Annotated in this window: 11 protein-coding genes; all 11 read right to left on the bottom strand. The window is 67.0% G+C overall.

Going from position 1 to position 11895, the window contains the following annotated elements; all coding sequences use genetic code 11:
* Positions 1-32 precede the first annotated feature (32 nt).
* The 11 genes from HALXA_RS15535 to HALXA_RS15490 all read right to left on the bottom strand — a co-directional run bounded on the left by HALXA_RS15535 (position 33) and on the right by HALXA_RS15490 (position 11827).
* Positions 33-635 carry a hypothetical protein gene (locus tag HALXA_RS15535; RefSeq protein WP_013881342.1) on the bottom strand — a complete coding sequence of 201 codons (603 nt, stop codon included), beginning with the start codon at positions 633-635 and terminating at the stop codon, positions 33-35.
* A gap of 114 nt (positions 636-749) precedes the next feature.
* On the bottom strand, positions 750-2741 hold the full coding sequence (gene acs / locus HALXA_RS15530; RefSeq protein WP_049895485.1) for an acetate--CoA ligase: 1992 nt from the start codon (positions 2739-2741) through the stop codon (positions 750-752).
* Positions 2742-2886: 145 nt separating this feature from the next.
* Positions 2887-3702 (bottom strand): CBS pair associated ParBc domain-containing protein, encoded by an 816-nt coding sequence (locus tag HALXA_RS15525; protein WP_013881340.1) that lies wholly within the window; start codon positions 3700-3702, stop codon positions 2887-2889.
* Positions 3703-3792: 90 nt separating this feature from the next.
* The gene (locus HALXA_RS22705) at positions 3793-3918 is read right to left on the bottom strand and encodes a hypothetical protein (RefSeq protein WP_013881339.1); all 126 of its coding nucleotides are present in this window, start codon (positions 3916-3918) and stop codon (positions 3793-3795) included.
* Between the two features lie 75 nt (positions 3919-3993).
* Positions 3994-5469, bottom strand: coding sequence for a DHH family phosphoesterase (locus tag HALXA_RS15520; protein ID WP_013881338.1), 1476 nt, complete (start codon positions 5467-5469; stop codon positions 3994-3996).
* Positions 5470-5648: 179 nt separating this feature from the next.
* Positions 5649-7178, bottom strand: a complete 1530-nt coding sequence (locus HALXA_RS15515; RefSeq protein WP_013881337.1) for an NADH-quinone oxidoreductase subunit N — start codon at positions 7176-7178, stop codon at positions 5649-5651.
* Positions 7178-8704, bottom strand: coding sequence for a complex I subunit 4 family protein (locus HALXA_RS15510; RefSeq protein WP_013881336.1), 1527 nt, complete (start codon positions 8702-8704; stop codon positions 7178-7180). The genes HALXA_RS15515 and HALXA_RS15510 overlap by 1 nt, the downstream gene beginning before the upstream one ends.
* Positions 8701-10743 carry an NADH-quinone oxidoreductase subunit L gene (gene nuoL / locus HALXA_RS15505; RefSeq protein ID WP_013881335.1) on the bottom strand — a complete coding sequence of 681 codons (2043 nt, stop codon included), beginning with the start codon at positions 10741-10743 and terminating at the stop codon, positions 8701-8703. Before nuoL ends, HALXA_RS15510 begins: the two co-directional genes overlap by 4 nt.
* 3 nt (positions 10744-10746) lie before the next feature.
* Positions 10747-11052, bottom strand: coding sequence for an NADH-quinone oxidoreductase subunit NuoK (gene nuoK / locus HALXA_RS15500; protein WP_013881334.1), 306 nt, complete (start codon positions 11050-11052; stop codon positions 10747-10749).
* Positions 11052-11546, bottom strand: coding sequence for a hypothetical protein (locus HALXA_RS15495; RefSeq protein ID WP_013881333.1), 495 nt, complete (start codon positions 11544-11546; stop codon positions 11052-11054). The genes nuoK and HALXA_RS15495 overlap by 1 nt, the downstream gene beginning before the upstream one ends.
* Complete coding sequence (locus HALXA_RS15490) at positions 11543-11827, bottom strand: NADH-quinone oxidoreductase subunit J (protein ID WP_013881332.1); 285 nt, start codon at positions 11825-11827, stop codon at positions 11543-11545. Before HALXA_RS15490 ends, HALXA_RS15495 begins: the two co-directional genes overlap by 4 nt.
* Positions 11828-11895: the final 68 nt, after the last annotated feature.

Below are 11895 nucleotides of genomic sequence, written 5' to 3'. Positions count from 1 at the left end.
AGTTCGGACGGCCGGAACGACGCAGTAGTGGATCAAAGGAGTCCGACGTCGTCCGCAAGCCCGCCCCTACCGACATCGATCCGTCCGTCCCGGTACACGGCAAGCCCGTATCCGAGCAGGTCTATCTCGAGGAGGACGTCCGCCTCCGAGCCGCCGTCGCTTCTGGTCGGTTCCTCGACCGCGAACGTGACCGTCGCGATCGTCGGTCCCGAAGACGCGTCGGCGAGCGACTCGAGCGTCGCCGGTGGAACGTCTGCGATCGTCCCCTCGACGGTGAACGCGATCGCGCCGGGTTGCGTGTCGCTCGTCTCGGTGCCGCCGTTCGTCGACGAACCGATCGCGTCCGTCCCCGGAGAAAGATCGCCGGTACCCGGCGTTTCGACGCCGACGTCGACCGTCTCGAGGTAAAGCGATGCCGCCCCCGAGAGGTCGACGACGACGGTTTCCGAGTCCGCAACCGCAAGTTCGAGTTCGGCCGGTTGCAGGGATGCGCCCTCGAACCGCTCCAGCAGCGCCGGCGTCACCGTGATCGTCCCTTCGGCGGCGAATTCGACCTGATTCGACGGGGCCGTTCCGACGAGTTGCTCGGCCACCCTGATATTCTGATTCCCTTCGACGTTGACTGTGATACTCATCGCATCCTGTCCCCCGAGCGAAGACTACGCGGACTGAGCGGGAAACGGTGTCGGGCAATTCGAGACGGTACCGGTCAGTCGAAAAGAGAGTGGATGTGCCGGTTCGCCGATGCGTCACTCGGAGTCGATCTGGTCGGCGATCTCCTCGACGATCTCGGGATTACGCAGCGTCGACGTGTCGCCGAGTTCGTTGCCGCTCGCGATGTCCTCGAGCAGCCGGCGCATGATCTTGCCCGAGCGCGTCTTGGGCAGTTCGGGCGTAAAGAGCACTTCCTCCGGCCGGGCGATCGGACCGATGGCGTCCTCGACGGCCGCGACGATCCGGTCGCGCATGTCGTCGGTCGGCTCCTGGCCGTCCTCGAGGATGACGTAGGCGTAGACGGCCTCGCCCTTGACGTCGTGGTCGCCGCCGACGACGGCGGCCTCGGCGACGCCGGAGACGCCGACGATCGCGGACTCGATCTCCATCGTCCCCAGTCGGTGGCCGGAGACGTTGATCACGTCGTCGACGCGCCCGAGGATCGTGATGTAGCCGTCGTCGTCGATCTTGGCGCCGTCCTCGGGGAAGTAGACCCACTCGTCGGCCGCCTCGTCGGAATACTCGGTCCAGTACTCCTCGATGAACCGGTCGTCGTTCTCGTACAGCGTTCGGAGCATGCCGGGCCACGGCTTGTCGACCGTGACGTAGCCGGCCTCGCCGGCCTCGATTTCTTCGCCAGCGGCGTCGACGACGGTGGCGCTGACGCCCGGCAGCGGCGGCCCGGCGGAGCCGGGTTTCATCGTGTTGATCGCCGGCAGCGTCGTGATCATCATGCCGCCCGTCTCGGTCTGCCACCACGTATCCACGATCGGACACTCCTCGTCGCCGATGTGCTTGTAGTACCACTTCCAGGCCCGCGGGTTGATCGGTTCGCCGACGGTCCCCAGTAGTCGCAGCGAGGACAGGTCGTGTTGCTCGGGGTAGTCCGATCCCCACTTCATGAACGCACGGATCGCCGTCGGCGCCGTGTAGAAGACGTCGACGCGGTTCTTCTCGATGATCTCCCAGAGCCGATCGCGTTCCGGATAGTCGGGCGTTCCCTCGTACATCACCGTCGTCGTGCCCAGTGCCAGCGGCCCGTAGACGATGTAGGAGTGTCCGGTGATCCAGCCGATATCGGCCGAACACCAGTAGGTGTCCTCGGGCACCAAGTCGAGTACCGCCTGGCTGGTCCAGGCCGTGTACGCGAGGTACCCGCCGGTCGTATGCTTGACGCCCTTCGGTTCGCCGGTCGTCCCCGAGGTGTACATGAGGAACAGCATGTCCTCGGCGTCCCGCGTAACGGGTTCGACCGACGCGCCCTCGTGCTCGGCGACCAGTTCGTCGTAGTCGCGGGCGTCGTTGCCGAGGAAGTGCGTGAGTTCCTCGCCCAGCCGGTCGACGACGACGCTGGTGACGTCCTGGTCGACGCTTCGAAGGCCCTTGTCGGCTTTCTCCTTGTGGTTGAGCGCGTCGCCGCGGCGGTAGTAGCCGTCGCAGGTGATCAGGTACTCGCTGTCCGCGGCGTTCATCCGCATCGCGAGCGCGTCCGCGGAGAACCCGGCGAAGACGACGCTGTGGGGCGCGCCGATGCGAGCGCAGGCGAGCATCGCGATCGGCAGCTCCGGGATCATCGGGAGGTACAGGGTAACGACGTCGTCCTCCTCGACGCCGATGTCCCGGAGCCCTGCGGCGAACGCTTCGACCTCGTTCAGCAGTTCGCCGTAGGTGTAGGTCCGGGTCTCCCCCATCTCGCCCTCCCACTTGATCGCCGCGCGGTTCTTCGCGCCGTTCTCGACGTGCCTGTCGAGACAGTTGGACGAGGCGTTCAGCTTCCCGTCGGTGAACCACTCGTAGAAGGGCGCGTCCTCGTCGTTCAGGACTGCGTCGTACTCCTCCTCCCACGAGAGGAGGTCGGCCGCCTGCTCCCAGCACTCCGGCCAGTTCTCCTCGAACTCCTCGTAGATGCCCTCGTCCGTGACGTTCGCCTGCTCGACGAACGATTCCGGGGGCTCGAACGCTTCCTGTTCCGCCAGGCGAGCCTCGAGTTCGACGTCGGCCTCGCCCTCGTTGCTTTCTTCGCTCATGATACCGGAACCATCGGGCATAACCGGGATAAACGTTCCCCCGATTCTCGATGCGATCCGGCTCGAGTCGGGCGGTTTTGAAGATAGTCGGGCAACTGCTGACGAGCGTCGGACGACAGCGAGGAGTACCAAGGAAGGACGCGACCTACTCGTCGGACTGCAGTCGCTTCGTCGTCTGGACCAGCGGATGGCGCGCGTAGTCGACGACCTCGATGTCGTCGATCCGCTCTAAGTCCTCCTTTTCGGCGGTGCGGGCCATCCCGAGGTCGACGCCGTCCTCGCGGTCGATCACGATGACGTAGGCGTCCATCTCGTCGATCCCGAGCCGATCCGCCGCAAGGACGCGGTGGTGGCCGTCCGCGAGCAACAGCGTGCCGGCGTTGTCGATGACCACCAGCGGCTCGGCCAGCCCGCGCTCGAGTTCGTACCGGCGCCCCTCGAGTTCGTCGGCGTATACCCGGCCCTGCGTCGGCGTGAGATCCGCCAGCGGGACGGTGCGCCGTTCCTGCTCGAGTTCGACGTCGTGGATCTGCTCCAGGGTGCGCATCAGTTTGCCGACCTTCTCGGGGGTCGCCCGCTCGATCTGGCTCCGGATGACGTCGGCGTTGGAGATGATGCCGACGAGGTTCCCCGCGTCGTCGACGACGGGGAGCTTCTGGATACCCGATCGGAGGATGACCCGCGCCGCGTCGGTGACTTTCATCTCGGGGTGGGCGACGAGCAGGTCCGTCGTCATCACCTTGAAGATGGGCTCGTCCGGATCGGCGAGCAGGAGGTCGCTGGCGCTGACGAACCCCTCGACGCGGCGCCGCTCGCAGACGGGAAAGCCGCTGTGGGCCTCGCTCTCGGCGATTCGGGACGCGACGTCGCCGACCGTCGCGTCCGGGGAGACCGTCACCACGTCGCGAGTCATGTACTCCTCGACCTGTGGTTTTCTCCGATCCGACAGTATCTCCTCCATAGCCGACCGTAACGGGGCCGCGCGCAAAAGAACTGTCTTCGAGAGCGGGTTTCGTTCGCTCGCCGATGCTCGAACGCCGACTTCCGCCGGTCAGGTCGCTTTCTCCTGCTTCCAGTAGTGGTCGCAGGCGCGACAGCCGAACTGGATGAACGTCGCCCGTTCCTCGAGCCAGACGTCGTCCGCGCCGCAGTGGGGACACGACTCGCGGGACGTCATAGGCGATCGTTCTTCGCCGACGCCCTTGAGCGCTCTGCCGGCGCGTTCCTCCCCGCTTTGGAGGGGAACACAGCGTCACTCTTCGAGCGTAAACAACCACTCGCTGGTCTGCGTATAGGTGCCGACCGACGTGCCGGGTCGGGACTGGATCGCCTCGAAGAACCGTTTGGTGATCACTTCCTCGACGACGCTGACGATCGACTCGACCTCGTCCTCGTCGTCCGCGCTCGCGAGGATGCCGATCTCGAGTTGGGCGCCAGCCATGTCGGCGTGGCCGCCGGCGCTGCCGATGCGCTCGAAGGCGTCCCGGAGCGTCTCGCCGAGGTCGACGTCGTTGGCCCGCGAGCGGGCCGACAGGTACGCCATCTCGTCGCGGAAGCCGAAGACGAGGGTCGTCTCGACGCCCTCCATCGCGAGCAGCTGGTCGGCCGCCTGCGGGAGGGCGTCCCGGTTGCTGATCCGGCCGACGCTCGCGACGGCGACCGAATCCCGCTGTTCTCGGTTCTTGATCGCCCGGGCGATCGTCTCCAAGGTGTCGCCCTCGATCGTCGGCTGCTCGATCTGCTGGAGCAAGGAGACGTCGGCGTGGGGCCAGAGGATCGACGCGGCCCGGAAGTCCGCCGGCGCGACCTCCCGCGTGAAGTCGTTCGTGTCGACCCGAATCCCGTACAGCAGCGCCGTCGCCGTCGCGCGATCGAAGCCGATGTTGAACCGGTCGACGTACTCCGCGAGCACGGTGCTGGTCGCGCCGGCCTCCTCCCGCAGTTCGACGAACGAACCGGGAACGGGACCGCGGGGCGGATGGTGGTCGATGACGATGTCGACGTCGAGACTCTCCGGCAGCCCGTCGTTGACGCCGGGCCGGGAGTGGTCGACCAGCGCGAACGCCCCGTACTCCTCGAGCGAGTCCTCGGGGCTCAGGTTCCGCAGATCGAGGTCGAGCAGGTTGACCATCGCCCGGTTCTCCTGGTGGGAGATCTCGCCGAAGTAACAGGCTTCGGCCTCGAGGCCGACCGATTCGGCGATGTCGACGAGCGCGACGGCGCTCGCGATCGCGTCGGGGTCCGGATTGTCGTGGGTGACGACCGCGAGCGGGCCGTCGATCGTCGCCAGTTCCTGGCGCAGCCCGATCGCGGCTTCGGCCGAGCGGCTCGCGGTCTCGTCGATCACCCGTTCGACGATCGCGCCGTCGGCGTCGACGGCGTGGTCGGCGAGCGCGCTGAACGTCTGGCGGTCGGACAGCGTCGGGTTCCCGCCCAGCGAGGCGACGATCGAGGCGCCCGGAAATCGGCCGCGGGCGTTCTCGAGGGCGCTGCGGTTGACGTCGGTGCGGTCGCCGCCGACGAAGACGACGTCCGGCTGCTCGACGTTCGCGAGCGTCTCCGGATCGCTCGGGTCGGCGTGGCGCGCCGGGATGCTCTCGTCGCGGAGCGTCTCGACGACGGCCTCGTCGCTCGTCACGACGAGCAGGCGCCCGTCGCTGCGCTCGGCCAACCGCTCCGCGACCTGGCGACCGACGGCGCCACAGCCGAGCACGAGCCGGAAAACCATGTGTCGCCGGTTGCGACTCCGAGCGGTAAAAACTACCGGGTTGAACGACGAACGAGAGCGAAAGCGAGCGCGGGAGTAAGAACGAGAGCGAGAAATTACCGCTTATCCGACCTGTCGGCCGAAATCGGCGTCGACCACTCGAGTGCCGGTCGGCGGTCCAGCGGTCGACGGTCGGCCGATCAGGCGACGACCGCAGCCGCCGCGTCGACCGCCGCATCGACGATCGGTCCGAAGCCGGGCAGCAGCAGCGCGGTCATCACGGCCGCGAAGACGATCGCGGCGTACAGCCCGGTCGGCTGGGCCAGCGCGTCGCGCTCGAGGACCGGGTCCTCGATCCAGACGGCCTTGACCAGCCGCGAGTAGTAGTACAGCGACAGCGCGCTGTTGATCACCAGCGCGGCGGCGACGATCACCAGTCCGGCGTCGAGCGCCGCGGTGAACAGGAAGTACTTGCTCCAGAAGCCGCCGAACGGCGGGATGCCGGCCAGGCTGAACATGAAGATCGCCAGGGCCGCGCAGGCGACCGGCGCCTGGTTCGAGAGGCCGTTGTAGTCCTCGAAGGTCCGGCCGACGCCCCAGTACTCCGCCAGGGCGACGAACAGGAACGCGCCGGTGTTCATGAAGCCGTAGACCAGCAGGTGCATCATCGCCGCACCCATCACGAGCTCGCCGCCGTCGGCCGACAGGCCCGCGAGGCCGATCAGCGCGTAGCCCGCGTGGCCGATCGAGGAGTACGCGAGCATCCGCTTGACGTTGCGCTGGGTTGCGGCCGCGAAGTTCCCGAGCGTCATCGTGACGATCGCGAGGATGACGAACGCGAGCGTCCAGTCGACGCCGACGAGGTCGCTCGTCACGTCCAGCGGGAACGCCGTCGTGAACACGCGGAACGTGATCACGAAGCCGGCCGCCTTCGAGGCCGACGAGAGGAACGCCGAGATCGGCGCGGGCGCGCCCTCGTAGGCCTCCGGCGCCCAGAAGTGGAACGGGACGCTGGCGGTCTTGAACGCGAACCCGCCCAGCAGCATCAGGATTCCCAACCCGAGCAGTCCGTCGTAGGCGAACTCGCCGCCGACAGCGGTGCTCTCCTCGAGCGCCGCGGCGATGGCGTCCAGTTGCATGACGCCGGTCGCGCCGTAGACCAGCGAGATGCCGTAGACGAACACGGCCGAGGAGAGCGCGCCGATCAGGAAGTACTTCAGGCCGGCTTCGACGCTGCCGCGATTGTCCTTCAGGATCGACACCAGGGCGTACGACGGCAGGCTCGAGAGCTCGAGCGCGATGAAGATCGTCACGAGGCTGTTGGCGGCCGCCATCGTCGACATGCCGGTCGCCGCGAGGATGACCAGCGAGTAGTACTCGGCCTGGTAGGCGTGATCCCGCATGTAGTCGTAGCTCGCGACCGACACCAGGGCGGTGACGACCGCGACGACGATCATGAAGTACAGCGCCAGCTGGTCGACGACGAACTGGCCGTCGAACAGTTCGATGACGCCGTGGCCGCCCTCCATGCCGGGGGTGCCGACGCCGGCGGTGATGAACCAGACGGCGGCGGCCAGCGAGGCCAGCGCGCCGGTGGCGGCGGTCCCGGACAGCAGGGCGCGGTTCGTCGACCGCGGCGAGATGCTGTCGACGAGGAACAGCGCGACGGCCGTCGCGGCCATGATCAGCACGGGCGCGAGGCCGGCCCACGCGGGCAGTTCCACCGCCATTACAGCTCACCTCCGGTCTCTAAGATCGGATCGACTGCGTCGGTAATCATCTCGAAGATCAGGTCGGGAGCCACGCCCAGCAGGATGATGAGTCCCAGCAGCACGAACATCGGGGCGACGTCGTGCAGCGGCGCGCGGCCGAGGTCGTAGTCGGTTTCCAGCCGGTACGGGCCGAAGACGGTTCGCTGCAGCGCGAACAGCAGGTAGCCCGCGACGATGACGATGCCGAACATCGCCGCCGCCGTAAAGAGGGGCGCGTAGGCGAGTTGTTCGGACTGGAACGCGCCGAAGAAGATGGTGAACTCGCCGTAGAAGCCGCTCATCAGCGGCAGCCCCATGTAGCCGAAGGCGCCGGCGATCAGGATGCCGACCGCGATCGGCATCCGATCGGCCAGCCCGGACATGTCCGTGACCATCCGGGTGTGAGTCGCGTTGTAGATGACGCCGACCGCCATGAACATCAGCCCCGAGATGAGACCGTGGCTCACCATCTGGAAGGTCGCGCCGCCGACCCCGAACTGCGTGTACGCGATCAGGCCGAGGATGACGTAGCCCATCGACGACACGGAGGAGTAGGCGACGATCCGCTTCAAGTCCGTCTGGGCCAGCGCGAGCATCGCGCCGTAGATGACGCTGATCACCGCGATGGCCGCGATCGGCACTGCATACGTGGCGACCTGCTCCGGGAACATCGTGAAGTTGAACCGGAGCAGGGCGTAGGTCCCCATCTTCAGCAGGACGCCCGCCAGCAGCACCGACGCCGGCGTCGGCGCCTCGACGTGGGCGTCCGGCAGCCACGTGTGGAACGGGACGACCGGAACCTTCACCGCGAAGCCGAGGAACATCGCGACGAACACGACCGAGGCCAGCGCGGACCCGCTGAGGCCGAACAGGCCGTCGGGGCCGCCCTCGAGCATGGCCGTCGCGATCTCGGGCAGGGCGAAGCTGGTGACGTCGCCCAGGCCGAAGACGAGCGAGATGAACGCACCGAACATCAGCAGCGACGCGACGTTCGTGTAGACGAAGAACTTGATCGCCGCGTACTTCCGGCGCGGACCGCCCCAGATCCCGATCAGCAGGTACATCGGGATCAGGACGGCCTCCCAGAAGATGAACCAGGCGAAGAAGTCCAGTGCGGCGAAGACGCCGATGAGGTTCGCCTCGATGAACAGCACGAGCCCGTAGAACTGGGACTCGCGCTCGTCGATCGGCGTCCACGAACTCAAGATTGCAAGCGAGCAGAGGATCGTCGTCAGCACCACGAGCGGGAGGCTGATCCCGTCGAGGCCGACGAACCACGAGATCGTGTAGTCGCCCAGCTGGATCCACTCGTACTGCGACTCGAAGGCGAGTTCGCCGTCGAGCAGGGCGTTCCCGCTGCCGTCGAAGGCCGAGAACAGCCACAGGCTGAGCGCCGCCGGCACGAGGCTGATCGCGAACGCCAGCTTGCCGGCGATGCGGTTCGGCGCGACGAACGTGACGAGCGCGCCGAGCAGTGCGACCGCGATCAGTGCTTCGATCATCATAGGAACCACCCCCCGCTAATGCCGAGGATGAGCAGTAAGCCGATGAACCCGGCCACGAGCAGAGCCGCGTAGTTCGTCACGATACCGGTCTGGATGCGCTTGACGCGATCCCCGCCGAACAGGCTCGCCGTCGAGACGCCGTTGACGACGCCGTCGATGACGGTCTGGTCGAACCGGTCGGCGGCTCGAGCCACCGGTAGCGCGACGCCTTCCGCGAGCCAGACCTGGAACTCGTCCTGGTAGTAGTTGCTGCGCAGCAGGCTGTACGCGCCGCCGAGCTTCTGCGTGTGGCGGTCCGGGTCGGGCACGGCGTACAGCGAGTACGCGAGGAGCGCGCCGCCGAGCGCCAGCCCGAGCGACAAGGCCGCTCCCAGCAGCATGGTTGTCGTCTCGGAGCCGATGTAGCCCTCCTCGAAGGCCACCATTTCGTGGTAGTGGTGGTAGGTCAGGCCGTCGACGTAGCCGTACTCGCCGTCGAGCCAGTGCTCGAGGAACGTGATGTCCATCCCGGCCAGCTTCGCGACCGGCGCGAGGTTGGCGAACCCGGCGAAGAGCGCGAGCAGCCCCAGCACGATCAGGGGTACCTTGATCGACCAGCCGACCGGATGGGGATTCTCGGCCGTCTCGGACCGGGGGTCGCCGTGGAACGTCAGGAAGACCATCCGGAAGGTGTAGAACCCGGTGAAGAACACGGCGAGCAGTCCCATCGCGTAGGCCGCGAGGATGATCGGCTGCTCGAGGCCGACGATCAAGGCGTCGAACAGGACCTCGTCCTTCGACCAGAAGCCGGAGAACGGCACGATCCCCGCGAGCGCGAGCGCGCCGGCGAGGAACGTGTAGTAGGTGACGGGGGCCTTGTCCTTCAGGCCGCCCATCTTCCACATGTCCTGTTCGTGGTGCATGAGGACGATGACGGCGCCGGAGCCGAGGAAGAGCAGCGCCTTAAAGAAGGCGTGGTTCATCAGGTGGAAGACTCCGGCGACGTAGCCGCCGACGCCGAGGCCGAGCATCATGTAGCCGTACTGGCTGATCGTCGAGTACGCCAGCACCTGCTTGATGTCGTCCTTGACGACGCCCATCGTCGCGGCGAACAGCGCGGTGAAGCCGCCGACGAAGGCGATGATCGCCAGCGCGGTCGGCGACTGCGCGTAGTAGCCGAACATCCGGGCGACGAGGTAGACGCCGGCCGCGACCATCGTCGCCGCGTGGATGAGCGCGGAGACGGTGGTCGGACCTTCCATCGCGTCCGGAAGCCACGTGTGCAGCGGGAACTGGGCGGACTTACCGATGACGCCGCCCAGCACGAGCAGTCCGGTGATCGTCACCCAGGTCTGGGCGTCGAAGCCGAACAGCGTCCCGCCGTCCTCGATGGCCGTCTCGGCGGCGACGACGAACGACTCGTCGCCGGCGAACGCGACCGTGCCGAAGGTCGCCGCGATGGCGACGACCCCCAGCAGGAAGAAGTAGTCGCCAAATCGGGTGACCAGGAACGCTTTCTTCGCCGCCGACGGGGCCGATTCCGTGCGGAACCAGAACCCGATCAGCAGGTACGAACAGAGGCCCACGAGCTCGAAGAACATGAACGCCATCAGCAGGTTGTCCGCGTAGACAAAGGCGAGCATGCTGAAGGTGAACAGGCCGAGCTCGGCGTAGTAGCGCGGGAGCCCGGTCTCGCCCTCGGCGTTCATGTACCCGAGGCTGAAGACGTGGACCAGCAGGGCCACGAGCGAGACGATGACCAGCATCAGCGCCGACAGCGGGTCGATCAGGATCCCGAAGGAGAAGACGATCTCCTCGAGGCTGCTGGACCCGGCTTTGGTCAGCACGTCGCCGGCCGCCCACTCGTAGACCGTTGCGTGGTGCGTTTCGCCGCCCGCGACGGCCGCGAGCATCGCGAGCGAGAGCAGGAGCGAACCGCCCGTCGCAGCGATGCCCGCGAGCGCGCCCTTCTTCGGCATGTGCCGGCCGAAGACGAGCGCGACGACGAATGCCACGAGCGGGAACAGCGCGATCGCCGGAGCGTAGTCGAATACAGCCATCTCTTACCACCTCATCGTCGTTGGAACCGTGACGTCGACGTCACGGAAGTTGCGGTACAGTACGAGGATGATCCCGAGTCCGACGGCGACCTCGGCGGCGGCCAGCGCCATCGTGAACAGCGCGAACACCTGGCCGGTGAGGTTGCCCTGGTAGAACGAGAACGCGATCAGGTTGATGTTCGCCGCGTTCAGCATGAGTTCGACGGACATCAGGAACAGCAGCGCGTTGCGCCGCGTCAGGATGCCGAACAGGCCGATGCAGAACAGGGCCATCGACAGCAGCACGTAGTACTGCACTTCGACCGCCATCAGGCCTCACCTCCGTCGGCGTCGGCACCGTCGGCACCGTCGGCGCCGCCGTCAGCGGCTCCCTCGCGCGTTCCGCCGTCGGTCGCGGTTCGGGACGACGACGGTTCGGCGGCCGTACTCGTCTCCGCACCGCCGGCCGTATCGGAGCCGCGCGTAGCCAGCGCCGCAACCGGCTCACCTGCCTCCTCGCGCTTTGCCAGCACGAGCGAGGCGTCGAGCGCCGCGTCCAGCGTCAGCGCGATCAGCAGGAAGGCGGCGAGGAACGGCTCGGTCCCCGCGACGCCGCCGGCCGACTGCAGCGGCTCGAGGTCGAACAGCGCGTAGCCGATGGCGGCGGTGATCGAGTCGACTTCGAACCCGCCGTCGGCCATCGGCTCGAACGGCGTGTTCAGGACGACCAGCGCCATCAGCGCGAAAAGGCCGACGGCGAGCAGCCCCGGTGCGAGCGCCGCGCCGGAGTGCAGTCGGAGCCGCGGTCGATTGCGTTTGCTCATGCCTGTACCACCTCGTCGGAGTCCGCGTCAGCGTCCGCGTCCTCGCGCTGGGTCAGCATGACGGCGAACGTGATGAGGATGAGCACCCCGCCGACGTAGACGAGGATCTGCATCATGGCGACGAACTCGGCCGCCAGCATCACGAAGTGGACCGCCATGCTCATCAGCGCCACGCCGAGCATGAGCGCCGAGTGCCACGGGTCCCGCAGGAGGACCACGCCCAGCGCGCTGGCGATCGTGACGGACGCGAACAGCGCGAACGCGATTTGCTCTGGTGTCATAGATGTCCTGTCGCTCGTACGCGTGTGCGTGTCGGTCGCTCGTCTCGATTCCGTCGGGACGGAGCGCC

Source organism: Halopiger xanaduensis SH-6 (assembly GCF_000217715.1).
Taxonomy (GTDB): Archaea; Halobacteriota; Halobacteria; order Halobacteriales; family Natrialbaceae; genus Halopiger; species Halopiger xanaduensis.
This window is presented reverse-complemented; position numbering and strand designations above follow the sequence as displayed.

Excerpts from the sequence above, each read along its gene's own strand:
- HALXA_RS15535 (WP_013881342.1), bottom strand. The coding sequence starts at position 635 with ATGAGTATCACAGTCAACGTCGAAGGGAATCAGAATATCAGGGTGGCC.
- acs (WP_049895485.1), bottom strand. The coding sequence starts at position 2,741 with ATGAGCGAAGAAAGCAACGAGGGCGAGGCCGACGTCGAACTCGAGGCT.
- HALXA_RS15525 (WP_013881340.1), bottom strand. The coding sequence starts at position 3,702 with ATGGAGGAGATACTGTCGGATCGGAGAAAACCACAGGTCGAGGAGTAC.
- HALXA_RS22705 (WP_013881339.1), bottom strand. The coding sequence starts at position 3,918 with ATGACGTCCCGCGAGTCGTGTCCCCACTGCGGCGCGGACGACGTCTGG.
- HALXA_RS15520 (WP_013881338.1), bottom strand. The coding sequence starts at position 5,469 with ATGGTTTTCCGGCTCGTGCTCGGCTGTGGCGCCGTCGGTCGCCAGGTC.
- HALXA_RS15515 (WP_013881337.1), bottom strand. The coding sequence starts at position 7,178 with ATGGCGGTGGAACTGCCCGCGTGGGCCGGCCTCGCGCCCGTGCTGATC.
- HALXA_RS15510 (WP_013881336.1), bottom strand. The coding sequence starts at position 8,704 with ATGATGATCGAAGCACTGATCGCGGTCGCACTGCTCGGCGCGCTCGTC.
- nuoL (WP_013881335.1), bottom strand. The coding sequence starts at position 10,743 with ATGGCTGTATTCGACTACGCTCCGGCGATCGCGCTGTTCCCGCTCGTG.
- nuoK (WP_013881334.1), bottom strand. The coding sequence starts at position 11,052 with ATGGCGGTCGAAGTGCAGTACTACGTGCTGCTGTCGATGGCCCTGTTC.
- HALXA_RS15495 (WP_013881333.1), bottom strand. The coding sequence starts at position 11,546 with ATGAGCAAACGCAATCGACCGCGGCTCCGACTGCACTCCGGCGCGGCG.
- HALXA_RS15490 (WP_013881332.1), bottom strand. The coding sequence starts at position 11,827 with ATGACACCAGAGCAAATCGCGTTCGCGCTGTTCGCGTCCGTCACGATC.